This is a genomic window from Pontibacter sp. 13R65, assembly GCF_047525655.1.
Classification (GTDB): domain Bacteria; phylum Bacteroidota; class Bacteroidia; order Cytophagales; family Hymenobacteraceae; genus Pontibacter.
Map to the genome: position 1 here is coordinate 73252 of NZ_JBLIQL010000019.1, position 25079 is coordinate 98330.

Genomic DNA, 25079 nt, shown 5'->3' on the forward strand with positions numbered 1-25079 from the left:
TAAATTATCCTAATGAAATTGCCCTTCCGGAGGCAAAGGAGCTTTTTTTTAGACAAGGGGTAAAAGGCAAAGCCCCCACTACAACAAGTGCAGCAGGGGCTTCTAACCAATAATCAACCTTAATCCAAAATCTTAAAGCAAGAGGAGAGATCATCTGCCTCTTTTCCTGTTTCTTTCGTTTACTGTTCAGAGCCATTTTAGGTTATTGTAAACTGTAAAGTTTACTTTCCTTCAATGGCTACTTATAAATTATGGCGTAGCCTTATATCAAATGCTTTTTGTTTTTCACCATGTCGTAGAGCAATTCGCGGGCACGGTGCAACTGGGCTTTTACGGTACCAAGCGGTGCATTTAGCTCGGTGGCTATTTCTTCGTAGCTCAGCTCATTAAAATATCGCAGTGTAACCAGTCGCTGGTATTTCTCCGGCAATTTGGCTACCACATATTGCATAATCTCGATCTTTTGGTTTTTAATAGCCTCTTCCTGCGGGTTAAGGTTCTTGTCTTTGAAGTCGATCGTAATTTCGTCGCCGTTGTCTATTTTTATTGCAGAGTCGATGCTCATGGTTTTTATCCTGTTCTTCCGGATAAAGTCGATGCAGTTGTTGGTGGCGATCCGGAAAAGCCAGGTACTGAAGGCATACTCCGGGTTAAACTTATGCAGGTTTCTGAACGCTTTGGCAAAGGCTTCTATGGTCAGGTCTTCGGCATCGTCTGCATTGCGCACCATCTTTAGCACAACGTGGTATACAGGCTTTTTATAGATACTCATCAACTCGGCATACGCTTTCTCATCGTTTTCTTCTACAGCTGCCTGAATCAGCTTGAAATCGTGTTTAGCTTTTGCAGAGAATTGTTTATTTACTTCCATCTGATTTTTTTATACATTAATACAGATACCCCAAGGAGCAGATAGTTGAAAAAATAGACTAAGTCCAAAACAGGCAACAGTGGCAATGAAATTTTTTCTTGGAGCCTACGTGCAGAAAGCATGTAAACCGGAAAAACAAGGGCGTACCGCAGGCCAACAACAGCACCCAATATAGCCAATTGACTGTTGAAAACAAGTACAATAATAGTGAGTACGTAAAAAAGGATGTTAGCAGCTAAAAAAGATCCAATTCTTCTTTTAGCACCGGCCGTATACTGCCTGCCTGCTGCCATGTGCCTTCTTTTTTGCGTTAGCCACTCCCGAAACGTCTTTTTGGGAATACTCTCTGTATGTGCCTCTTTGTCTATTACCAGGCTTACATTACTGTTTCTGACGGCATCCCGAACAAAGAGATCGTCATCACCGCCCACCGTTCTGATATGTGATGCAAAACCTTTATTTCTAAAAAAACACGCCTTGGTATAAGACAAATTTCGCCCTACGCCCATGTATGCGTATCCCTTGTTTGCATGAGACAGATACTGAATTCCGGTCAGTAAGGTTTCATATCGGATAAGATGATTTAAAAATCCTTTAATTTTTAAATAAGGGGAATATCCCACTACTACATCAGCCCCTGAGGCATAGGCACTTTGCATTTTTTCGATCCAGTTCAGGCCGGAGGGCCGGCAGTCGGCATCTGTAAAAAGCATGTGCTCGTACTTAGCAGCCCTGATGCCCAGGGCCAGCGCGTATTTCTTGGAATTAAGGTATTCGGGTGTCTTCTTGATAGTAACGACCCTGAAATGCGGAAATTGCTTTTCCAGTTCGTAAAGGTAAAACTCGGTATCGTCTTCGGAGCGGTCGTTAACCACCAGCACCTCAAACTCAGGGTATTCCTGGTCGAGCAGCATCGGCAACAGTTCTATCAGGTTCTCGAGTTCATTATGCGCCGCTACAATTACAGTAACCGGTATTTTGGTGTTCGATTCAGGGTCTTGATACCGGGTGAGTGGCAGGAAATAGAAATAAGCATAGTATAGCTGAACCAGCACGCAGAAAGCAAGAACAGCCAGCAGTATAAGTGGGACCAAATCAATCAGGTGTTAAATGGTTACTTTGTCGAATTGTGAAACAGGCAAATTGCTTCATGGCTGAATTGTCGGCTCTGCATATATGCTTAAAATTCTAAATGAATTAGCCATTTAATCATACAGTCATTTAACGGTTCAATATTGCCTTCTCAAAAGTAATTAATCTGCTGCCATTTCCGAAGCGTCAGAAAACTTTAGTTGAATTTAGCTCCGAGCCTGCTCCTGCTTTGGCTACATGCTCCGAAACAGAAAAGAAAGGCACTTAAAAAAGTCTCATAACTTGCATCTTATGCCTTGTGTCTCCTTTACCAGTTCGTATCTTTGCGGGTTCTAAATTTTTAGATAAAACAAAGCAGAAGCTTTTTGCTTTTGCTGCTATCTGGCCTTGTTTTTGTAACCATTGGCCTATCTTCTACATTTTATGCAATTTACTTTAGTAGCAAACGATACCCAGTCAAAAGCGCGGGCCGGCGTGGTTCAAACCGACCACGGCACCATAGAAACGCCTATATTTATGCCCGTTGGTACAGCTGGCACCGTAAAAGCTGTGCACCAGCGCGAACTAACCGACGATATAAAAGCAGAGATCATTCTAGGCAATACCTATCACCTCTACCTGCGCCCCGGCCTGGAGGTACTGGAGAAAGCGGGTGGCCTTCATAAATTTAATGGCTGGAACGGCCCAATCCTGACCGATAGTGGCGGCTACCAAGTATTTTCGCTGGCAGGCACACGCAAAATAAAGGAAGAAGGTGTAAAGTTTAAGTCGCACATAGATGGATCTACCCTTAACTTTACTCCGGAGAACGTAATGGATACACAGCGTACTATCGGGGCCGACATTATCATGGCTTTTGATGAATGCACGCCTTATCCCTGCGACTACACCTATGCCAAAAACTCGATGGACCGCACGCACCGCTGGCTGCAGCGCTGTGTAGATCGTTTCGACAGCACCGAACCGAAGTACGGTTATAACCAGACGCTTTTCCCTATTGTGCAGGGCAGCACCTACAAAGACCTTCGCGTAAAGTCGGCCGAGACCATTGCTTCTTTTGGCCGCGAAGGCAACGCTATAGGTGGTTTATCGGTAGGTGAGCCAGCCGAAATGATGTATGAAATGACGGAGCTGGTGTGCGACATACTGCCCACCGACAAGCCTCGTTACCTGATGGGTGTAGGCACACCAGCCAACATTCTCGAAAACATTGCCCTCGGTGTAGACATGTTCGATTGTGTACTGCCCACACGAAACGCCCGCAATGGCATGTTGTTTACCACACAAGGCATCGTGAACATCCGCAATAAAAAATGGGCCGACGACTTTAGCCCGATAGATGCGGAACTAGGTGGCTATGTGAGCACGTTTTACAGCAAAGCATATTTGCGCCACTTGGTGCACTCTACCGAGATGCTGGGCGCCCAGATATCGAGCGTGCATAACCTCACTTTTTACTTGTGGCTGGTAAAGCAGGCTCGTGAACAAATTCTAAAGGGAACTTTCCGCGACTGGAAAGACCTGATGGTAAAGAAACTAATGACCAGGCTCTAGCGAGCCAGTTAAAAGTTAAGAGTTAAAACCTATAAATATTTTCCCAAACAGAATAAGGCATGTACATATATGTTAAAATTCTTTTACACTCTTAACTCATAACTTTTAACTCTTAACTTTTTAAAAGGTGAAGCTCCTCGATAGTTATATACTGAAGAAATTTCTGACCACATTTTTCTTTGTGGTGCTCATTTTAGTGGCCATTATCTGTGTAATTGATTTTACAGAGAAAAACGACGACTTTATTAAGCACAAGCTGCCGGTATCAGAAATTCTGGTGTACTATGTAAACCTGATACCGTACTATGCCAACATGCTGAGCCCCATTACGGTGTTTATTGCCACTGTTTTTGTAACGGCCAAGCTTGCCTCGCATACCGAAATCATCGCCATCCTCAGCAGTGGCGTAAGCTTCAGACGGTTGCTGCTGCCTTACACCATGGGAGCTGCGCTTATTGCCGCCATGACCTTTGGCCTAATTGGCTGGGTTATTCCAAACTCAAATAAAAAGACGGTGGCCTTTCAGGTAAAGTATGTAAAGAGCCCTTTTACATATGATGGCCGTAACATTCACATGAAAATTGCGCCAGACACCTATGCCTACATGGAGAACTACAACAACAATTCCCATATAGGCTATAACTTCGCCCTTGAGCGCATTACGGGCATTAACCTGTCAGAAAAGCTCACCACCAATTACATTTCCTGGAACGCCGAAAAAGAAAAGTGGCACATGGACAGCTACACCCTGCGCACCTTCGATGGTGAGAAAGAAACCATTTTCAAAGGCGGACAGCTCGATACCACCCTAAATATGCGGCCGAAAGACTTTGAGAGCACTTACAAGTTGGAGCAAACCATGACCCTGCCGGAGCTAAACGCTTTTATTGCGCAGAAAAAAGAACGTGGTGCCGACGACATAGAACTTTACCTGGTAGAAAAGTATGAGCGGTTTACCTATCCCTTTGCGATCATAATCCTGACCATTATCGGCGTTATTATGAGTGCCCGAAAAGCCAGAGGAGGTGTGGGAGTCCAGATTGCACTTGGCTTCGTACTGGCCTTCATCTTTATCATTTTTGTAATTGCCAGCCGTAGCCTCGCTCAGGTGGGCAACATGGATCCTTTTATTGCTGCCTGGATTCCGACCATTATTTTTACAGGTATCGGCTTTGTGCTATACCGCTACATACCACGCTAATGCCACGTCTGCGAGATTTTTTTGAGCTGCACTTCATCATCTTCCTGTGGGGCTTTACAGCCATTCTGGGCAAGCTTATCACCATTCCGGCGGTAGAGCTGGTAGCATTACGGACGCTGCTTACAGCCTTAGCCCTTGGCCTTATCATCTATAAAAAAGGCACCAAATTCTGGCTCGGTAGCCGCCAGGGGCTTGTAGTATTCAGTGTTGGATTTCTGATAGCGGCACATTGGATGCTTTTCTTTGCCTCCGCCCGAATTTCATCGGTTTCGATTTGCCTGGTGGGTATGGCTACCTGCAGTCTCTGGACGGCCTTTCTGGAACCACTCTTTACCAAAAGCCGCATAAAGGCACACGAAATTCTGCTGGGACTTGTCATCATACTGGGGCTCTATGTTATTTTTCAGCACGAGACCGAGTTTAACAACATAGTGGGAATTTTAATGGCGGTTACCTCTGCCCTGCTGGCCTCTATTTTTACCATCATCAATGCAGGCCTGGCAAAAAAAATACCTGCTACCACCATCACCTGCTACGAAATGGCCGGAGCCTGCCTGGGCACTGTGCTCTTTTTCCCGGTTTACACTTACTTTTTTGCTGAGGGAGGCGCGCTAAATTTTGCCCTAACTGCTATGGACTGGGTGTACCTGCTTATACTCTCGCTAGCCTGCACCGTATACGCTTACACGGCCGGTGTTCGGCTGATGCAGCGCATTACCGCCTACACCATGAACCTTACCGTAAATCTGGAGCCTGTTTATGGCATTGTGTTGGCTTGGATTATTTTTAACGAGCATAAACAGGTTTCTACCGGTTTCTACCTCGGAGCCGCTATCATTCTGCTAAGTGTGTTTATTTACCCGGTGCTGGACGCCTTTGTGGTGCGCCGCAAAAAGCTAAAGCAAACCCTTCCAGACGAGATAATTATCGGGAAAGATTAAGTTTACCGGCACTTCTCCCTTAAACAAGCCATACACTGCCGAGCCAGAGCCTGTCATGGAGGCATACACTGCCCCGGCTTCATATAAATTTTCTTTTAATACTGCTAAAGCCGGGTATTTAGGGAAGAGCGCATCCTCAAAATCGTTTTTCAAGGTGTTGCGCCAGGTAGACACATCCTGCTGTATCAGCTCATCAAGGCCTATTTCGGGCTCTTTTGGGTTGATATTACCATAAGCCTCTGCCGTGGTGATGTGAATTCCCGGGTAAACTACCACACAGCTATAGCCCGTGAGATCGAGCTCTATTGGCTTGAAAACATCTCCTTTTTCTACGGCCAGCACTGGTTTGTTTCGGATAAAAAAGGCACAGTCGCTTCCTAATTTACGCGCATAATCCTCTAAGGCATCCTCGTTCAGACTAAGCTCAAAGAGTACATTCAGCAACTTAAGCGTAAAGGCCGCATCGGCAGAGCCTCCTCCCAAACCGGCCCCCATAGGTATAACCTTGTGCAGGTGCAAGTGCACGGGCGGTAGCTTATAATCCTGCTGCAGCAGCTTATAGGCTTTAAGAATAAGATTAGAGTTGGGGTTACCAGGCACAGGCAGACCGCTCATAGTAAACGTCTCCTCGGAGGCTGGCAGCACCTCTAACGCATCGCACCACTTAACCGGGTAAAAACAAGATTGCAAATTATGAAAACCATCGGGCCGTTTAGAGGTAACCAACAGCCCCAGGTTCAGTTTTGCATTTGGAAAATCAAGCATGTTACGCCTTAAGTTTTAAATTCTACTAATAAAAAAAGCCTTCAGGAGGCATTTTAGGCTCAAAGTCACTTAGGGTAAAGTAGGCTAAGCCAAGTCTGAACCCGCTTTGTTTTGGCTCCTGCCGACTATTTGCCGCAAGGTAAAAAATTAATAGCACCCATACAGCTTTGCTCCCGTTCCGGCCTTGAATTAAGCTGAACCAATTACTATTGCAAATAAAATAATTTGTATTTTCGTAAAAAGTGCTTTAGCAGAAAACTGAGACGTAGCGCTTAGCCGTAAGTTTAAACATGTACCAGAAGTATTTTAAACGCATATTAGATCTTGTGCTAGCCACTGTGGCCCTGTTTCTTAGCTTCCCGCTGTTTCTACTGGTTGGGTTATGCCTGGCGGCTAAGCAAAACGGCCAGGTGCTTTTCAGGCAGCAGAGGCCAGGTTATAAGGCCAAGCCATTTTTTCTGTACAAGTTTAAAACCATGGTCGATGCCTATGACCAACACGGGGAGTTATTGCCAGACGAGAAGCGCCTCACTGCTATTGGTACCTGGGTCCGGAAAACATCGCTTGATGAACTGCCTCAACTCTTTAATGTGCTCCGTGGCGACCTGAGCCTGGTAGGTCCACGCCCCTTGCTCATGGATTACCTGCCACTTTACAACCAGGAGCAGGCAAGGAGGCACGAAGTAATGCCAGGCATTACAGGCTGGGCTCAGATTCATGGGCGTAATGCCATTTTATGGGAACAGAAATTTAAACTTGACCTGTGGTATGTAGAGCACCAAAGTTTTAAAACAGACCTCTATATTCTGCTGAAAACGGTGAAACAAGTTGTAAAAAGCGCCGACATACATGCCCCAGGTTATGCCACAGCGCCGCGCTTTAAAGGCGAAATACCCACCACATGAAAGACATTGCCCTTGTAGGTGCTGGCGGCCTTGGTCGTGAGCTGCTTGTTTTGCTTCACCAGATCAACGAAGTGTCTGCTACCTGGAATATACTTGGTTTTTACGACGACAATACCTCCCTCTCTGGCTTGTTTATAGACCAAGTGCCTTACCTGGGAACTCTAAACGACCTGGAACTGGTACAGCAAGAGCTTGCTGTGGTGTTAGGCATCGGCTCTCCACAGGTAAAAAGGCAAGTGGTACAGCGCCTGCAGAAGTTTTCCAATCTTTATTTTCCGGTGCTACTGCACCCTTCGGTTTCTGTTAAGCCTTACCAATATATTTCGTTTGGACCTGGCACCATTATTTCGCAGGGAGTGATATTAACCTCCAACATCAACCTGGGGAAGCACGTATTCATCAATCTATGTTGCACAATCGGCCACGATGTTGTATTGAATGATTTTGTATCGCTTATGCCTGGAGTAAAGGTATCGGGTGCTGTCACTTTACAAGAAGCCGTATATGTAGGCACCAATGCCGCTCTTTTGCAAGGCATTATGGTTGGAGAGAATACCACTATAGGTGCCGGTGCCGTTGTAACTAAAAGCCTACCTGCCCGGTGTACAGCAGTGGGTGTACCTGCAAAAATTATCAAATCAAATGAACTATAGGCCCGGACGTATTTTCCTGTCGGTACCGCACCTGGGGGGGCATGAGCAGAACTATGTTCAGAAGGCTCTCGAAGACAATTGGGTAACCACAGCCGGCCCCAATATACCAGGTTTAGAGCACGACATTTGCCAGCATACCAATGCTCGCTTTGCGGTAGCGCTTAATTCCGGAACGGCCGCTATTCACCTGGCCCTCCGCGTACTGGGGGTACAACCTGGCGACGAAGTGCTTTGCTCTACTTTTACGTTCGTAGCTACTGCCAACCCAATTCTTTATATGGGTGCCACGCCCGTTTTTGTGGAAAGCGAGGCATCTACCTGGAACATGTGCCCCACTACGCTCACCCAAACAATAGAAGCACGGTTAAAGCTTGGGAAAAAGCCTGCCTGCATCCTGCTGGTACACCTTTACGGTATGCCCGCCATGATGAAAGAGCTGCTCGATATTGCCCACCATTATGAAATTCCGCTTATAGAGGACGCAGCAGAATCGTTGGGCTCCCGGTATGGTGGCCACCAAACAGGTACTTTTGGCGAACTCGGGATCTTCTCATTTAATGGAAATAAAATTATTACCACTTCGGGTGGAGGAGCACTTGTAACGGCCAATGAACAACTTGCCGAACAGGCCAGATTTTTGTCGACGCAGGCTAAGGAAAGTAACTCCTACTACGAGCACACGCAGATGGGCTACAACTACCGCATGAGCAATATTGCAGCCGGTATTGGGCGGGGGCAACTGGAGGTGCTGGAGAAACGAGTGAAACAGCGACGCGAAATTTTCGGCTTTTACCGGGAGCAATTGGAGAGCGAGCTGATTTCTTTTTTGCCGGAGCCGAAAAACTGTTTTTCTAATCGCTGGCTCACCACTATTTTATTACAGCCAGAACTAAACAAAACACCCGAAGAAGTTCGCCTTGCCCTGGAAGCTTATAATATAGAAACACGCCTGCTCTGGAAACCTATGCACCTGCAGCCCCTGTTCAAAGACGCTCCGTATTACGGAGAAAATTTGAGTATGGCACTCTTTGAAAAAGGACTCTGCCTCCCCTCCAGCAGCAGCCTGACAGAAGAAGACCTGGAGAAAGTGGTGAAAGTACTGAAGGCGGAGCTGGGAGTATAATCTGCTTATTACAATCTTGGTCATTCAACTATTTTCTACCTCCTTCGAAATTACAAATTAGTGGTAAATGGTGGCTAACTCTCAACCACTGCTCTGTGTCACCGATATCTACGTTTAATATGCCAGCTTCAAACTCTTGGCTTCGAAAAACATAGTCTATGTGATATGGTTTTGAAAGCTTTCTGTTTAAAAAGAATGTAGGTTTAGATTCTTCTCCTTGATTTTCATTATAAAACTTGTGATATATACTTATGATTCCAAGCTCTTGCAGATCTCTTACCACATCAGAATGATTCCACCATCTATCCCACTGGTCCCAGATAGTATTACTGTTTAAATCTCCTGCAATTATTACCTTTCCTAACTTCTGCTTATTTAGTTGAAGGTATTTCCAAACTTGCCCAATGTAGCCAAAATTAGGAGAGTTATTCTGGTGCGCCCACACCCCCACAAGTTGAAAGTCATTATTTATTAAACAAGGAAGAAAATGCTTCACAACATGATCTGAAAAGACATTGCTCCATGTTAACATTTCCATCTTAAAGCCTTCTGCAGCAAATATCCCAAGGCCTTTGTTCTTGTTGCTTCCGATCCAAAGATGGTTTTTAGCCCACTCTTTATATTGTATATGTGGTGTTTGCTCTGGGTCTTCACACTCCTGAATTATAAAAATGTCAGCTTCGAGTTCTAAGAGAAATTGAAACTTGTTTCTTAAAGCTCCATTGCAATTCCAAGTGACAATTTTCATTTTTATGCATGAGCCATCATCTAAATAAACAGAACTTTACTGCTCCACTTACTATATTTTCTCCAACGCCTGCTCCAAGTCAGCAATTAGTTCTTCTGCATCTTCTATTCCAACCGATAGCCTGATTACGCCGAGTGTGATACCTAATTTGGTTAGCCTGTTGGGGGTAAAGGAGCGGTGAGAGGTGCGCAGCGGGTGAGAAATAGATGTGCTGACGCCAGCCAGCGAAGGGGCAAACGGCATGTGCTGCAGGGCCTGCATAAAGCTGTTTACCGTTCCCAGTTCGTCTGCGATTCTGAAAGACAGCATACCACCATACATTCCTTTTCCTTGCTCTGTAGCTAGCTGGTGTTGCGGATGCTGCTCCAGGCCGGGGTACCACACCTGCTCCACCTTGGGGTGCTGCTGCAGAAATTGTGCTATAGCCAGGGCATTGTGAGAGTGCTGCCGAATGCGCAGTTTCAAGGTTTTCAGGCCGCGAGCGGCGAGCCAGCTTTCAAAGGGACTTAAGTTAACACCAAAGGTCATCACCACCTGCTTGGCCCGCTTCAGGTCCTGCTCCTGGCAAACCACCACACCGGCTGTTACATCGCTGTGTCCTGAGAGGTATTTGGTAACGCTGTGCATCACCATATCGGCACCAAACTCAAAAGGCCTTGTAATAACTGGCGAGGCAAACGTATTGTCAATTACCAGTTTTATGCCCGATTGCTTTGTCTGCTCCGCCAGCCGTTTAATATCCAGCACCTGCAGCAGTGGGTTGCTGATGGTTTCGGCCAGCAGCATTTTGGTGTTTGGCTGCACGTGGTTAGCCAAGCTATAGAGTTCTTCGGCAGGCACAAACGTAACCGCTATGCCGATCCGTGTCAGCTCCTGCGACAGCAGCGTAGCAGAACCACCGTATATCTCTTCGGCACAAAGCACATGGTCACCAGCCTGGCAGTAAGTGAGCACCGCAACCAAAATGGCCGACATACCCGAAGATGTCACCACAGCCCCTGCCCCTCCTTCATGCTTATTTACTTCAGCAGCCAGCTCATCGGTGTTCGGGTTCCCAAACCTGGAGTACATGTACTGGTTGCCGGGTTGCTCAAAGTAATTTTCCAGCTCGTTAAGGTCCTCAAATGTAAAAACAGAGGTTTGATAGATCGGTGTTATTTTCGGATGAAACTGTGTCATGGCTAATCTAATTTGGCCTTAAGTTAAGGACCTTTTAGAATGAATTAAAAAGTTAAGCCGAATTCTTGCAGAATCAGCGAAACAACTCATATCTGCTCTATGATAGTCCTCTTGCTTTTTCGCTGAAAATACCTCTGGAAGGCCTTTTTTATTAGAATAATTTGCTCTCATTAAATTAAAAATTTAACCGGAGAGAGCTCCAATAGGGTAACTAAAGTGCCTGTGCAGTATTTGCTTCACAACTATCTGCACTTTACACCTATTATCATTTTCATGCATTTGTTACCACTCCCTCTGATATCACATTAAATTAACAAAGCATCATCGCACTTCACACCAAGTTCAAATACTTAATAATCAACAATATAAACAATAAAACATGATAGCCGTTGTTGCCGCGCCTGCGTAGTTTTATATAGGCACCTTTACAACATAAATAAAAGCGGCAATTATTTACTTTATTCGTAGACCTAATTGCAACCCAATCAATCTATGACCACTTTTGAAGAAACAAAAGCCTTACTGGAAAACTCTTCCTTTTATTATGTCACCACTATTAACATGGAGGGCTTCTATACCTATGTTAATACCAACTATGCCGGAGCGTTCAACCACATTCATGGTGTTATTATAGGGCAGCCCTACAGAGTAACCATGCACCCAGACGATGTTGAAGTGTGTAAAGAGGTAGCCGCTAAATGCTTTGCCCATCCCGAGCGGTTATTTCCGGCCACCCTTCGCAAACACGATGGCCATGGCAGTTACATTATAACGCAGTGGGAGTACAAGGCTATGTTTAACGAGCAGTTAGAGCCAACCGGCATTTTTTGCATTGGCTATAACATCACAGAATTTGTGGAGCAGAAGGAGCTGTTAGAAGACACCAGAGAACTCCTGAACCATACAGAGGGCTTACCAAAGGAATTAGGCTGGTACCAATCGCATGTTATCCGAAAGCCTCTGGCTAATATCATTGGCCTAATTAGAATTCTGGAAAAAATGGACATCGACCAGAATACCCGAAATATTTGCCAAATGCTCAGCAAGAGCAGCCATGAGTTAGATGCCGTAATAAGAGAAACAAAAAAGAAACAAAATGGACCGCCTCAGTAAGCTAACCTTAATCGCTGCCGCCTTACCAGCGCAGTCTTTACATAGTAGGCAATTAGCAACGGTAATAAGCAAAAACGCCTCCTGCTCCAGAAGAACAGAAGGCGTTTTTGTTTAAGCTAAAAAGACTTACCCAATAACAGATTCGGCAAGTACAATAATTTTATTGTTCAGCACTTCTACCACACCGCCTTCCACGGTAAAGAACTCTTGTCCTTGCTTGGTGGTGACACGTACTCTGCCTCTTTCCAGGGTGCTGATTAGAGGAGCGTGCATATCCAGCACCTCGAAAGAACCATTGGTTCCGGGGAACTGCGCAGCATCTACCTCACCGGCAAATACCTTTTTATCTGGTGTGATTATCTCTAAATACATTCTTTTGTAGTTATGAGTTTACAGTTAAGAGTTAAGAGTCAGAATTGGCTGTACCAATTCTGACTCTTAACTCTTAACCTTTAACTTATATTAACGGGCTTCGGCCATCATTTTCTGACCTTTGGCAACTGCATCTTCGATAGTACCTACAAGGTTGAAGGCAGCTTCCGGAAGGTTGTCATGCAGACCGTCCATAATCTCGTTGAAGCCTCTGATAGTGTCTTTGATATCAACCAATACACCTTTCAGGCCGGTAAACTGCTCTGCTACGTGGAATGGCTGCGACAGGAAACGCTGTACACGACGTGCTCTGTGTACTACCAATCTGTCTTCTTCAGAAAGCTCGTCCATACCAAGAATGGCGATGATGTCTTGAAGTTCTTTGTAACGCTGCAGGATTTCTTTAACGCGCTGGGCAGTGTTATAATGGTCTGCACCAACTACATCGGCAGTCAGGATTCTGGAAGTAGAGTCAAGAGGGTCTACTGCCGGGTAGATACCAAGCTCCGATATTTTACGGGAAAGTACCGTTGTAGCATCTAAGTGGGCAAAGGTTGTGGCTGGAGCAGGGTCAGTTAAGTCATCCGCAGGTACGTAAACAGCCTGTACCGATGTAATAGAACCACGCTTAGTAGAGGTAATACGCTCTTGCATGGCACCCATTTCTGTGGCCAGCGTTGGCTGGTAACCTACCGCAGATGGCATACGACCAAGAAGAGCCGATACTTCAGAACCTGCCTGAGTAAAGCGGAAGATATTGTCTACGAAGAACAGGATGTCACGACCGGCATCGCTTGAACCTGGCTCGCCATCGCGGTAGTACTCCGCCATTGTAAGACCAGAAAGCGCCACACGGGCACGTGCCCCTGGTGGCTCGTTCATCTGACCGAACACGAAAGTAGCCTTAGACTCTTTCAGTTCTTCGATATCTACTTTAGAAAGATCCCAGCCACCGTGCTCTAACGATTCCATAAAGGCATCGCCATACTTCACAATGCCAGACTCAATCATTTCACGAAGCAAGTCATTTCCTTCGCGGGTACGCTCACCTACACCGGCAAATACAGAAAGACCACCGTGTGCCTTGGCAATGTTGTTGATCAGTTCCTGGATCAGTACGGTTTTACCCACACCAGCACCACCGAACAAACCAATTTTACCACCTTTAGAATAGGGCTCGATCAAGTCGATTACTTTGATACCTGTATAAAGTACTTCAGAAGAAGTAGCAAGATCTTCGAAACGTGGAGAAGGTCTGTGAATAGGAAGACCGCCTGTGCTAACTGGCTGCGGAATACCGTCGATGGCTTCGCCGATTACGTTAAACAGACGCCCTTTAATGCCTTCGCCTGTAGGCATTTTGATAGGACCACCCAGGTCAACTACTTCAGTGCCACGAGAAAGACCTTCCGTAGAGTCCATTGCTATGGTACGTACACGGTCCTCACCAAGGTGCTGCTGACATTCCAGAACGATTCTCTGGCCATTGTCTTTCGTCACTTCGAGGGCATCCAAAATATTTGGTAGTTTAATACTTTCACCCGCAAAGCTAACGTCCACCACCGGACCGATAACCTGGGTAATTCTGCCAATATTCGCCATTTGACTTTTTATAAATGATTAGCTATTGTTAATGGAGTTAATTCAGGGTGCAAAACTAACCCATAAATCTATCAAATCCACGCAACAACACAAAAAAATTAACTCTTTGATGCTTAATTACTAAACATGATGGCGAATACCGGGGAAATATGCTGCCGCCTTGCTTCTTTTTGCGTGTTCTCAGCAAAACACGGGCTTTTAATCATTTAATTTATGCGAAAGTGCACAAGCCAGTCTATAGCCAGCACAAACAGATAGCGGGTACAAGCCTGTAAATCCTGCTAATAGAATAGTCCTTTCGGAGGTAAAAAATAAATGTAATACAATAGACTCTCGACCTACTACATAAGTTGGGCGTTATAAGGGAAGTGCAGGAAGAAAATCCTGGAGATTATGAACAACTTTTAAGACATTCAATCAGCAACCTAATGTGCGCAACTAAATTCTGCTAATCAAAATGGCCTCTCGGAGGTATAACTCAAAGTTTATGCCCTTGGCCTACTGAATTAGCGACCTCCAATTATTAATTAGAAAAGTGCCTATCGAGCCAACTAAAGGTTCTTCAGGAGCTCTATCTGATCGTCGTTGAGCAGAATATACCTGTTGTTAAACGGGTTAGCGTAAAATTTTTCGGCGATCACATATTCGCCAGTACTAAGCTTGTGCACGTTGTAGCTGAACAGGCTGTTGGCCTTTTCTATTACAAGTTCGGTTTTGCTCAGATCGAGCTGGCGGCCACAGGTAGTGGTAACAATGTCGGTGTTAGTTGTAGTTGGATACATATAGATCATTAGATATAGCAGATATCTTTACGGGAAAAATTCAGGGAGGTGACAGGTTGCGTTAATAAATTCAGCATTTGCCAACATATTTATTTGCACCCGCACTTCAGGCCGCTCTTTGCTCCCACCTCAATGGCTCTTCTGCCTTTGCTATCACGCTTTTAACAAGTACATGCGGTGGAGTGGGTCATAAAAATGTTAGTATCTGCTCTTGCACCTCACTTTTAGATAAACCCAAATGCGTGGCGCCAAAGCAAATATTAGGAGTAACCGCTCACGCCCTCTTAAGACGGACGCACCAAGTGGCCTATTAAATGGATGATGTGGCGGCACTGCTCTACTCTGAGAAGGCAATTAAATCAACCTTGAATGGGCTTCTGAAAAAATAATTCAGGCAATATTATTTTTTTATTGGCCGACGCCCAGAGCCGCATATTGGTAATGATGGCACCAAAGCTGCGAGCCATTTCTGAGAAAACGCTTCAAAATAACGACGTGATTTTCATGAATTTATGCACCGCATCTGCGCATAAAAACGACATCACCAGAGCTTCTCCGCATGGTATAGTAATTACCAAAAAGCACTACCACACGGCGCTGAAGCAGATTTTAGAAGAAACTTTTTAAAATATTTTTGAGCAAATGTTTGCAGTTTAAAATCGTCTGCCTATCTTTGCATCACCAAACAACGACGGGGCTTCCACTCTAAGTTGGGCGGTAACTTGTCCGATGGTGTAACTGGCAACACGTCTGATTTTGGTTCAGAAGAGTCCAGGTTCGAAACCTGGTCGGACAACATAAAAAGCCTCTCAGAGAAATCTGAGAGGCTTTTTTTTGTACACGTGAAACTTTATGTGAATATTTTTCTCATGTTCGTTACACTAGGTTATAGTGTAACAATAGTCAATAATTGATCTCGACCCATTTCTTATCACTCACGAAATGATTTGTGAAATTCCATTTTTCATACACATCCTCACCATCCTTTTCAAAAATATTCCTGAGGGTTTGGTTATCATAGGTAAAATAGAAGTGATAATGTGATTCAGATGGTCTATTCTGATTGCGAAGAATACGGGCTATACACTCCTTATTGGGAAGGTTATGTTTGTTTTCCCCGTCTACGCTCATAATGTAGTGGTTGCATCGTATCAGGTTATATAAGTTGTCGCTGTTATTCCCCTTGCTACCGTGGTGACTTACCTTAACATAGTCGCAGACAATGGGAGCGGAATTAGTGTAACCTAGGGCTTTTAATGATATAGCGATATCGGTGGGGTGAGAGTCCGCTAGCCAGAGGGTTCTTTTTCCGTTAAATTCGGTAAGTATGGAGATGCTGCTTCCGTTTTCCACGGAATTGTCCTCTGACCAATGATCCAGATCGAAGTCACCTATCTGAATATGGTAATCGTTCCCTTTTGCGGCCTTAGCCTCGCTCACTACATCTAGTTCCTCTCGCTCCAGCATCCTTAAATCAGTTACAGGGTATTTTTCCCTAAGCCTATTTAGTTCGTTTGAGGCAGGAGTTAGAATAGTCATCTTCAATCCGTGAAGATCAAGTGGTGGAAGTTCTGAGGTGATATCCGCTTTAGGCAGTTTACCGCTAGCTACAAGGAATTCTGTCAACCCATCCCCCTGCTTGATGCTCTTAGCCGAACTGATGAGATCGGATTGCACCTCAACTAACTCTTTGGCAGTTGAGCGCGGTGGGTTGTAATACCAGTTGTCTACTATGTCTTCTTGCCCCCCGTAGATGATCGTATTTTTATATTCCAAAGCACCACCTATATGATCGTCGTGAATATGGGACACAACCCACAGGTCAATACGCTCACCTGCCTGTCTGACTTTTTGGATCTCGTCAGCCAACACATGATCAAAGGTTCTTTCGTACCCCGAGTCAATAAGGATATTATGGGGTTTGCCGTCATTGCCAACATACCTTATGCGTGCAGCGTCGCCGCACTCAGCTTGATAGAAGTATATGTCCATAGACTACAGTATTAATCTATAAGTATTATTCATCTTCTGTCAGAGTAAAGCCTCCTGTAACCTTGCTTTCCTCAAGATAATACACACCACTTAAGGTGCTGAAATAATTGTTAGAACGATCGTCTCCTGCATACGATCGCTTTTTTCCCAGTAGACACCAGACGATATCAAGGTCATTCTCGTTCAAGAAATTGATCAAATCAGTTTTGCGGATAAGCACACCATTAGGGTTGATGTTGGTAGCGACTATTTCACCTAAATCGTTTTTGAACTCTCCGTCAATAGGGGCATACTGTAGCCCCATGCCTTCGAAGATAGGTCGACATGGCATACTATAGTAGAAATGCGCACCTGACTTATCCTGGCTCATTTCGCCTACGGCCTCAGATGTGGTTATGATTACTTTATGTTTCGATTCTCCTAACGGCACCCAAACGTTTTGTTCTTTTTGTAGTGCTTTTGAGAACGGAGACCAATAGTTCTCACGATTAAGTAACTCGGTCTCAGTACTGCTCTCTGGCAACCAGTGGCCTCTAAACTCCTGTTCCTGAAGCCATTCGACAACCTTTGCCTTGTTCTTTCTTCTTACTAGATATCCTTGTAACAGGTACCAAATTTCTTTTCTATTGATCTTATATTTGTCAAAACCAAGTGGTTTGGGTTCTTGCCAGTTCACATTTACCTTTAGGTATAACCATTCTTGATTAGTCTCGTCTGTCCTCAGTATTATATTTTTGGGGTCAGGAAGGTCTTCTGTAGTAGTTGCCCATTTAGACGCAGGTTCGTTCCAGTAAGTGTATTGGCTATCTAGCCACCAATTTGGGGGAGTGGTTGAAGTATCTAACTTGTCAGGATCTTCCTCCGTTTTTTTCGATCTAGAGGTAAAAACAGGATCTATATCGCGAAGCAAAAGCTCCCACGGGCCATTATAATATTTAAGTTTGTTTTTAGAGGACCATCTTTCACGTATCTTGTGATTATCTGATACTATTGCCATGATTTCGTAGAAGGCGATCCATTGATACTTCTTACCGATACGTTCGATCCTGTTATTAAATCGATCATAATGGCTACTACGTTTGGAGTCAAAATAGCCGTGTAACTCAGGGTCATAACCCAATTCCATCACCCGCTTAAAGATCCAACGCTTCAATGGATAAGTTTCCACAGAGTTTTGGCTCCGATCCTTGGAGCATTTTATGCTTTCAAGGTGAGGTACAATTTTTTTATAAATTAAACCTTGCTGTTTTTCTGTTAAATTATTTCTGAAAAAATCTTCTGCTTCAATAAAGATCCCACTATTTTTTTTGGGGGTGTACACAAATGTATTCTCTTCTAAATCATAGGTGTATTTAGTAATTTCACTCGATGAAAAGTCCTGCCATTCATAAAGCTCTGCGAATGACTTTACCATGTCCCTCTTCGTAGGTGGCAATGACTTTAGGAATGACTTATACTCCTGCTCAACGGTAAAGCTGATGGGTGAGAAATGGGACAGAGCTGGATCGATTACATATCTGCTAAAATCCCATGTCAATACTGAGTGATGAATATCATCTACCGCACTGGCGTATTTTTCTCTGTAATCAGGGGAATCTCGATCAGGCCTATGTCTCTCCACTTCCTCGTCAGACGGCATCTCTTCAGGCATTCTGCTATGATATGGCGGTAAAATCAATGCAGTATCTACTTGTAGTGGCACTTGCTTATACAAAGCGTACTCCACCGTGTTTCTGGCATAATCCCGCAAAAGGATATGATTTAGAGGGGTGCCTTCCTTAAATACTAAATCATAAACATGTTGAGCAAGTTTTGCAAGAGAAGCATTGTTGGATGTACGTAAAGCACAGCCATACGCCACAGCATACAGACGCTCAGCAATGTACATGTCATCGATGTCTCTGAAAGTAGAGAGTATAGATTCAAGTGCTTCTAGCTGTTCCTCCAATAGGTTCACCATTGCCTTTGTGGCCTGGTCACGGAGTGTGCGGTTGGTAGAAGCCAATACCCACGCTAGTGTCTGACCTGTTAATCGGGCAGTCTCAGAATCTATTCTTTGGGAGACCAGTGGTTGCCAAGCCCAGTCAAGGAGACGTCTAATGGGATAGCCATCACCATTGTCGTTCTCTCCATTGTAGTAGAACAAATGCTGCTGCCAAAAGGAATCTCGTTCAGGCATGGGAGCACTCTTAAGAATTTGGTGGAGGCGATCTCCGTTGAATGGGTGCCCGTTTATGGTCGCTAGCTCCGTAAGGAGAAGAAAGTAAGAGTCATCATCTATATCACTCACATCGCTTCTGAGCCACTCGCTCAGTTTGGGTTCATTGACGCTTTGGATAGTGCGCCACTTCAAACTTCCCAGCACGTAAAGTGATAACTGCTGTTTTATATTATCGTGCAGTGTTTCATCTTCAATTGCATATACCCAATTATAGGCTTCAAATAATTCAAGGTCCCACTTCTCTGGAAGGATCACCGCCATCGCCTCCAAGATGCCGCCATTGTTCCAAATGCCTTCCTCAATAAGTGCTCCTAAAGTGTTTCCCTCTTTGAACGCGGTTTTCGCTTCATCTGGTTTAGTGAAATCCTGCAGTAGCTGTTGGGCAATTATATAATCCCCAAACCGCTCATATGCAAAATAAATGCCTTCATATTCGTTATCTGAACTGTAGTCTGTAAAGCTGTTCTGTATGAAAACGCCTTCGCGGATCAGGTCATCAAGCAGGTATGGATGCCTGTTGAATTTCTCGTCAAAAAGGTCAACCGCTTTCTCCAGCGGAACTATCCTCGTTCTACTTTGGGCGAAGCTAACCTGAGCAAACTCCCTGATGGCTTGTTCCACCAATTTTGGTCGACGTAAGTATTCATCTCTTTGGTCAGCCAACTTTTCGCTTATCGCCCCAACATAAAATTGGAAGATGGCAAAGATCCCCTGGAAGCCTTGTGGGAAGGTTTGGCGACCAGATGCCTTTACACCTTCGCAGATAAGTAGTAGAAAGAGCGGGTTAGTAAATTCAGGAGTAAGAATTGGGAAATTTGGCTGCTGAAGGTCATAGGAGTCGCAAAATAAATGCAAGGCGGCATATTCGTTCCCTTTAAATCCCTGATGTGTTAACCTTGTGACATACAGGTCACGTTGAAGTGTCTTAGGCACTATCGCATTCCAGTAGGTACTCCGTACTGTTAGAACTAGTCCTATATACGGGTATCTGGAAACTTCACAGATGAAACCAGCAAGCTCACCATGCCATAGCCCCTTGCCCGCGCCTTCGTTCATTGCATCTATTAAGATCAGTGCGCGTGAGCCTACCTGCTTTCCGATGTTGTTTAGGGATGTAAGCAAATCAGCAGGCGAACATGAGAGTCTTAGCTGAGACAGAACATTCTGCCACACGGACTGGCCGCTACTAAAGAGTTGTCCAAGGAGAAGGAGGGTAGGTTGGCCTTGCCTATTTCTTTCAGTCGCCATGTCTCCCAAAAGATGGGATTTGCCACTACCTGCTTCACCATCAATCAATAAATATGGGTTGTTGGCAAGATTGATGTCGAACTGATCCAAACCATTGCGGAACTGACGGTGCGTGTCATAGATCTCCCTCAGCCTAGCCAACTCTCGCTCAAACGGAGGGTGGTAACTATACCGCATTGCCTCCTCCCTCTTATTTTCCTCCTCTTGTTGTTGTTGTGCCTGCCTTTGTTTTTCCTGAAGCTCAGCACTCCTCTCCCTTATGGAAACATCAAGTTGTTCAATACGGTCTAAAAGTGGTGCTAATTCTATTCTTTGATCTGCGGCCCAACCGAGGAATGGTATAGACTCAATTGCCCATTGCCGTAGGATATGGTTTTCTGATTCAATATCAAACAAGAGATCCTTCTCTGTAGATTGGTTATATGGGCGGTCGGCTACCAGCCATTTATCAAAACATTTAATAAGGCTATCCTTGAAGACGCCGTCCTTCGCAATATCATTGAAACGCTTGGCGACGGAGAGGCGGAAGTTCAGATTCTCGTTGAACCGTGGGCCAAGGTTCATAACCGCTGCCGCGATATGGTTATCGAAGAATTCTGGTGTAAGTCCGTGCTCACCTAAAAAGGAGAATGGTATAGTTGGCAGGAAGCACTTCTCCAACAGCTCATTGACTGTTTCAATAAATTGGCAGTAGATCACTTTGCCCCTGCTTTCCTCCCTATACCTCGTAAAGACACCGAACAGGTACAGTATATTATTCGTGTGCAGGAAAATACCGCTACCTGAGAAACCATTAGTAGCCCAACCTTTATAATCCTCTAGAAGTTGCAACTGAAAGCGTTTAGATCCAGTCATCTCCTGCTTCCATACTGGATATATGCTGTCCAACTCTTCGCCATTCGTGGCGGAGGGAAAGCCTTTGATAGCGAACTGGGAGGCAGATCGCCTTTCCCTTACTGAGATGATTTGGGGAAGCAAACCAGTGATTACCTCTGTCTTTTCAAGATCTGTTACCAGCACCGCTAGATCTTTTTCCTCCTCTGGATTAACAGTGTTAAGATCAACGGCTTGGTTTATTGTGAGATAAGAATTGGTTAAAGGGTTATAGATATCTAAATCAACGCTATCAAACGGCTGCTGGAATGAATTGCCATCAGCATACAGACAATGGGCGGCAGTAATGATATATACTTTATTATGAAGATGCTTGGAATGATAGATTGTCCCGCTCCCAATTACCTGCGACGTATTTGGATTTTTGATACGTACCGAAAGCCTCGATAAAATTTTATCGTTTTCCTGTTCCATCAAAGGGGGATTCTAATTCAGAAATTGTAATTAATAATTATATACTGTAGTGCAATATAACATAGACAAATAAAATACAGCATAATGTTTTTTGTAGTTGCCTTACACTTTTGAAAAATAAAAAGACCTACCAGATTACCAGCAGGTCTTTCACCGATCAACATATAAATTAAATAATTACAAACGCTTACCTATTATATGCTGTATTTAAATTAAGTTTTAAAATGAGAAGACATTTTTTACAAAAAGAATGCATCATAATCAGATTCTGTTGCGGCATCGCTGTTCCCGCCGTGGGATAACGTAAATGGCCTTTGGCTAGTTGTGCCCGTTAGTTGATGCAGGTGGTAACGTTTAGTAGGGCCGCCTCCATTCAACCGTCTGCTTTGTGCTTCCTTGCCCTTTGCCTTGAGTGCTTTACCGATTTTATAGTGGTCTGTGTACAGGTTTGGCTCCTGCTCCTTTAGAAAATCTAAAACCTCTGTCGCGCTCAACCAGGTGTTACCCTCCTTTGTAAAGTCAAAATGCCGATCAAGGTACTCGTCCTCTGCACCTATGTTTTTGTACTTTTCGTTGTTCTCCTCTATTACCTTAAAATCGATCCTGATTTTGTTGCCTTGTACATGAAAGTAGTTGTATGCCTCGCTCCATAGCAGGTCGTAATCTATTCTAGACACAGCAGCTAAATCAATCGCCTGAACACCCAATACAAGAAACCTACGGGAGCCTGTCACATCATTAATTATACTTGTGTTGTTGGTTGCGCCGATGAAAGAGGTTCTCCTAATATAGTTCTCTGCTGTTCTGCCATAGGGCGGCCTGACATTGTTGATCACGGTGAGGGAGGTAATCTTTTTCAGCTCCTCTACCTCAGATTTCCTAGTAGCTGAAAGTTCATCATCGAAAATGAATAAAGATGTAGCCAGCTTTATCATTTCGTCTTTACTGCTTGTACTCCATACAAAGTTCTTGGTCACATAGTCCACGAATGGTTTCAGCAGGTGATGCTCTATAGCTGTAGTCTTCCCTGTACCTTGGTTAGACTGCAGGATCAGGATACCGTCGAACTTGTCTGAGGTGTAATAGTTGATAAACACCCCTGCCAGCCAAGCCTTGAAATATTGTTCTACTACTTCGTTATCGTTTTCACAGGTAAAACACCCTATAAACTTGTCAATTTCTGGTGTTACAGAAGTACCTGCTGCCATTGGAGCTACTCTCTGAAAGTACTCGGCAATTGGATCGTAACTTGGGGAAAAGCTCTCGTTGTCGATCAGCGTGTATAGCTTGTTCTTATCCAAAGTGACTTTCCTTATTACCTCCTTTCCATTTCTCCCATCAGTATGGGAATACGTTTTATAATTCCAAAGGTGGTCGAGCCAACCGTTTACGGTTCTATCGTCAAGATCTTGTTTTTCACCCATCAGGTTTAGCTCAATCCTTTTAGTAAGTTTATTTCTTCTGATAGTGTCGTAGCTACTGCGGATGTACTCTTTCACCACATCTATTTCAGATTCTGGTTTGTTAGGGTTCAAGTCTTCCTCTTTTTCTTCTTCATGCAATAGAGTTGATAAGTTACCTTGGTAAATTTTTTCCTCTGCTTTCCTAGTTGCTTTAGTTAGATTCAAAATGGAGCCTGCTCCATTATAGTTCTTGAAGTTGCTTCTCAATTCATTTGCGTGGTTGTTATTCTTCGTGAGCATTTGTAATTATTTATTTTTATATTTTACATGAGCGAAAGAGAACCTTCTCTTTCTTTACATTGTAGATTTGATTTTAGAAAAGTTTTATTTTCGGAGTATATTTTTTTCTGCGCAGTCTATAATTCGCATCAGCTCAGGCAAATAACTCATTCTTTTTTCCCTGTTGTATAGTTGGCCGTACCGCTGCTGCGTGTACCTTTCCAATGTAGCCCGACTTACACCTTTTCCAATGCAGGCGTTGGAGAACTTCAGGAAAGCGTTATGGAAACCAGAAATGTAATTTGCCTGGTGGTACTCCAGCAGATGCCTGTTTTCAAAGCCTCGAATGATTTCATGTTCTCGGAAAGTATTGCCTGCTTGTGATACATAGCTGCTGGTGCAAGCCTTCTTTTTAGCCTTTATCCCTGCCGTATTTAACTGTTCTACAAAGGGGTTAATTATCAGATCTGGATCTGGAGCATAATATCGTAGTCGGTTAATAACGTCACTGACAGATGTATCTAGCGTCTTAGCTGGGTTTTGAAACTGGAATACCTTCTGTAGTAGCTCATAAACTCTAGTGATGACGACTTCCAGCACTTCCGTATTATCCGTGTCACATTGCAGGTAAAGGTAAATGCCTTTCCCGCTAATGGATTTGCCGCACAAGAGGATATGCTTGCCCAGGTCGGTGAGTTCAAATATGTCTTTGATTATGGTCTCTACATATTCCGTGGTACAGTTTGGCTCGTTTTTAAGATCCAGATCTAGTTGTACCAGCTTGGTGTAGGTGCTGTAATTGTGTTTCAGCCTTCTCACTTTGCTGCATTCGTCTGGCTTAAAGGTTGCTACACAGTAGCCAAAAAGTTCTTTCTTGGCTGCTTCGCCGCTAATCACCTTCGCTACTGTTTCTTGTAACCTGACATCCAACAAGTGTGGTTTCGCAATGTGCTTTACCATATCCGAGAACCTGATGTTCTTAGCAAAGTAAAAGCCTGAACCTACCGCTGTAGGCTTCCATATGGATACCTGTTGCTTCATTATATCCAGATCCAACACCTGCTGCTCTTCTTGGCTCGTTGCATGCCTCAGAGCATCATTCACGAATAGCATCATGACGCTGCGGCTTTGTTTTTGGCTATTTCCAGCAGGTAGTCTAACATATCCACCTTGGTTACTATTTTGTTGTTCTGCTCACTCAGCTCCGTGCGCAGTCGTTCGAATTCATAAAAGCTCGACCTATTCATTTTCAGCGTAAAATATTTGCTATCGCTATGTTTTATGCTCTTCATCGCTTTCCCCATTTTCAGTAGTTTTTTATAGTATATATCAGAGAGAATTTTCTCCCTTGCATATATTCTATGCTGGTTTTCAGAAAAGTTTTAAAATATAGGGTACTATTTTTTCTGTAGGAGAATCAACACAGGTGTAGCAGCTTTCTGATCGGCCTGCTACATCAGAAAGCTGATTTACACGTTATAGAGAAGGTTTGTGATAAAAAGGTAGTAGTGTAGTAGGTAGTAGTGTAGTAGGTACGTTTTCAAACAGAATACAATATATCTACCTGTTATTTACCTATACATTATTTAACTGTTAAAACTATACTTACTACTTACTACATTACTACAAATTGGGGTTATAGGATGTAATCATAGATTTTGTGTAGTAGGTTGTGTGTGATACTAATTATAACCTACTACATAGGCACTATGTTAAGAAACAGGTAA

General features: G+C 44.1%; 21 protein-coding genes and 1 tRNA gene. 9 read left to right on the forward strand and 13 right to left on the reverse strand.

Going from position 1 to position 25079, the window contains the following annotated elements; translation table 11 throughout:
* Window positions 1-262 precede the first annotated feature (262 nt).
* A complete protein-coding gene (locus ACMA1I_RS18195; RefSeq protein WP_007659731.1) occupies window positions 263-871 on the reverse strand; it encodes an RNA polymerase sigma factor in 609 nt (202 codons plus the stop codon).
* On the reverse strand, window positions 862-1965 hold the full coding sequence (locus tag ACMA1I_RS18200; protein WP_337069861.1) for a glycosyltransferase: 1104 nt from the start codon (window positions 1963-1965) through the stop codon (window positions 862-864). Before ACMA1I_RS18200 ends, ACMA1I_RS18195 begins: the two co-directional genes overlap by 10 nt.
* A 421-nt stretch (window positions 1966-2386) precedes the next feature.
* Between ACMA1I_RS18200 and tgt the strand changes: the two genes are divergently transcribed.
* From tgt to ACMA1I_RS18215, 3 genes are all read left to right on the forward strand, one after another.
* Window positions 2387-3517, forward strand: coding sequence for a tRNA guanosine(34) transglycosylase Tgt (gene tgt, locus ACMA1I_RS18205; RefSeq protein WP_337069862.1), 1131 nt, complete (start codon window positions 2387-2389; stop codon window positions 3515-3517).
* 127 nt (window positions 3518-3644) lie between these two features.
* Entirely contained in the window at window positions 3645-4718 is a 1074-nt protein-coding gene (locus tag ACMA1I_RS18210; protein ID WP_337069863.1) for an LptF/LptG family permease, read from the forward strand.
* Window positions 4718-5659 (forward strand): DMT family transporter, encoded by a 942-nt coding sequence (locus ACMA1I_RS18215; RefSeq protein ID WP_337069864.1) that lies wholly within the window; start codon window positions 4718-4720, stop codon window positions 5657-5659. Before ACMA1I_RS18210 ends, ACMA1I_RS18215 begins: the two co-directional genes overlap by 1 nt.
* Here ACMA1I_RS18215 and ispE read toward each other — a convergent pair.
* Window positions 5615-6424 carry a 4-(cytidine 5'-diphospho)-2-C-methyl-D-erythritol kinase gene (gene ispE / locus ACMA1I_RS18220; RefSeq protein WP_337069865.1) on the reverse strand — a complete coding sequence of 270 codons (810 nt, stop codon included), beginning with the start codon at window positions 6422-6424 and terminating at the stop codon, window positions 5615-5617. The two genes, ACMA1I_RS18215 and ispE, sit on opposite strands and share 45 nt — an antisense overlap.
* Before the next feature lie 290 nt (window positions 6425-6714).
* On the opposite strand from ispE, the gene ACMA1I_RS18225 reads away from it, so the two are divergent.
* From ACMA1I_RS18225 to ACMA1I_RS18235, 3 genes are read left to right on the forward strand one after another with little or no spacing between them, the layout of a single operon-like run.
* Entirely contained in the window at window positions 6715-7329 is a 615-nt protein-coding gene (locus ACMA1I_RS18225; protein ID WP_337069866.1) for a sugar transferase, read from the forward strand.
* The gene (locus ACMA1I_RS18230; RefSeq protein ID WP_337069867.1) at window positions 7326-7982 is read left to right on the forward strand and encodes an acetyltransferase; all 657 of its coding nucleotides are present in this window, start codon (window positions 7326-7328) and stop codon (window positions 7980-7982) included. Before ACMA1I_RS18225 ends, ACMA1I_RS18230 begins: the two co-directional genes overlap by 4 nt.
* Window positions 7972-9105: a DegT/DnrJ/EryC1/StrS family aminotransferase gene (locus ACMA1I_RS18235; protein ID WP_337069868.1), complete on the forward strand. Its 1134-nt coding sequence runs from the start codon at window positions 7972-7974 to the stop codon at window positions 9103-9105. Before ACMA1I_RS18230 ends, ACMA1I_RS18235 begins: the two co-directional genes overlap by 11 nt.
* A 28-nt stretch (window positions 9106-9133) precedes the next feature.
* Here the strand turns inward: ACMA1I_RS18235 and ACMA1I_RS18240 are convergent, their stop codons facing one another.
* On the reverse strand, window positions 9134-9853 hold the full coding sequence (locus ACMA1I_RS18240; RefSeq protein WP_337069869.1) for an endonuclease/exonuclease/phosphatase family protein: 720 nt from the start codon (window positions 9851-9853) through the stop codon (window positions 9134-9136).
* A 51-nt stretch (window positions 9854-9904) separates the two neighbouring features.
* The gene (locus ACMA1I_RS18245; protein ID WP_337069870.1) at window positions 9905-11032 is read right to left on the reverse strand and encodes an aminotransferase class I/II-fold pyridoxal phosphate-dependent enzyme; all 1128 of its coding nucleotides are present in this window, start codon (window positions 11030-11032) and stop codon (window positions 9905-9907) included.
* 492 nt (window positions 11033-11524) lie between these two features.
* Between ACMA1I_RS18245 and ACMA1I_RS18250 the strand changes: the two genes are divergently transcribed.
* On the forward strand, window positions 11525-12145 hold the full coding sequence (locus ACMA1I_RS18250; protein ID WP_337069871.1) for a PAS domain-containing protein: 621 nt from the start codon (window positions 11525-11527) through the stop codon (window positions 12143-12145).
* Between the two features lie 126 nt (window positions 12146-12271).
* Here the strand turns inward: ACMA1I_RS18250 and atpC are convergent, their stop codons facing one another.
* The 3 genes from atpC to ACMA1I_RS18265 form a co-directional block, all read right to left on the reverse strand.
* On the reverse strand, window positions 12272-12517 hold the full coding sequence (gene atpC, locus ACMA1I_RS18255) for an ATP synthase F1 subunit epsilon (RefSeq protein WP_337069873.1): 246 nt from the start codon (window positions 12515-12517) through the stop codon (window positions 12272-12274).
* A gap of 90 nt (window positions 12518-12607) precedes the next feature.
* The gene (gene atpD / locus ACMA1I_RS18260; protein ID WP_337069874.1) at window positions 12608-14119 is read right to left on the reverse strand and encodes a F0F1 ATP synthase subunit beta; all 1512 of its coding nucleotides are present in this window, start codon (window positions 14117-14119) and stop codon (window positions 12608-12610) included.
* A 551-nt stretch (window positions 14120-14670) separates the two neighbouring features.
* The gene (locus tag ACMA1I_RS18265; protein ID WP_337069875.1) at window positions 14671-14901 is read right to left on the reverse strand and encodes a hypothetical protein; all 231 of its coding nucleotides are present in this window, start codon (window positions 14899-14901) and stop codon (window positions 14671-14673) included.
* Window positions 14902-15342: 441 nt separating this feature from the next.
* On the opposite strand from ACMA1I_RS18265, the gene ACMA1I_RS18270 reads away from it, so the two are divergent.
* Together ACMA1I_RS18270 and ACMA1I_RS18275 are read left to right on the forward strand one after the other, a co-directional pair.
* Entirely contained in the window at window positions 15343-15528 is a 186-nt protein-coding gene (locus ACMA1I_RS18270) for a hypothetical protein (protein ID WP_414703938.1), read from the forward strand.
* Between the two features lie 96 nt (window positions 15529-15624).
* A tRNA-Gln gene (locus tag ACMA1I_RS18275) sits at window positions 15625-15697 on the forward strand.
* Window positions 15698-15804: 107 nt separating this feature from the next.
* Here ACMA1I_RS18275 and ACMA1I_RS18280 read toward each other — a convergent pair.
* The 5 genes from ACMA1I_RS18280 to ACMA1I_RS18300 all read right to left on the reverse strand — a co-directional run bounded on the left by ACMA1I_RS18280 (window position 15805) and on the right by ACMA1I_RS18300 (window position 24644).
* Window positions 15805-16893 carry an MBL fold metallo-hydrolase gene (locus ACMA1I_RS18280; RefSeq protein WP_337069877.1) on the reverse strand — a complete coding sequence of 363 codons (1089 nt, stop codon included), beginning with the start codon at window positions 16891-16893 and terminating at the stop codon, window positions 15805-15807.
* A 25-nt stretch (window positions 16894-16918) separates the two neighbouring features.
* Window positions 16919-21670, reverse strand: coding sequence for an AVAST type 2 anti-phage system protein Avs2 (gene avs2 / locus ACMA1I_RS18285; protein ID WP_337069878.1), 4752 nt, complete (start codon window positions 21668-21670; stop codon window positions 16919-16921).
* Between the two features lie 239 nt (window positions 21671-21909).
* A complete protein-coding gene (locus ACMA1I_RS18290) occupies window positions 21910-23373 on the reverse strand; it encodes a VapE domain-containing protein (RefSeq protein WP_337069879.1) in 1464 nt (487 codons plus the stop codon).
* Between the two features lie 84 nt (window positions 23374-23457).
* The gene (locus ACMA1I_RS18295) at window positions 23458-24468 is read right to left on the reverse strand and encodes a hypothetical protein (RefSeq protein ID WP_337069880.1); all 1011 of its coding nucleotides are present in this window, start codon (window positions 24466-24468) and stop codon (window positions 23458-23460) included.
* The gene (locus tag ACMA1I_RS18300) at window positions 24465-24644 is read right to left on the reverse strand and encodes a hypothetical protein (protein ID WP_337069881.1); all 180 of its coding nucleotides are present in this window, start codon (window positions 24642-24644) and stop codon (window positions 24465-24467) included. Before ACMA1I_RS18300 ends, ACMA1I_RS18295 begins: the two co-directional genes overlap by 4 nt.
* Window positions 24645-25079 lie beyond the last annotated feature (435 nt).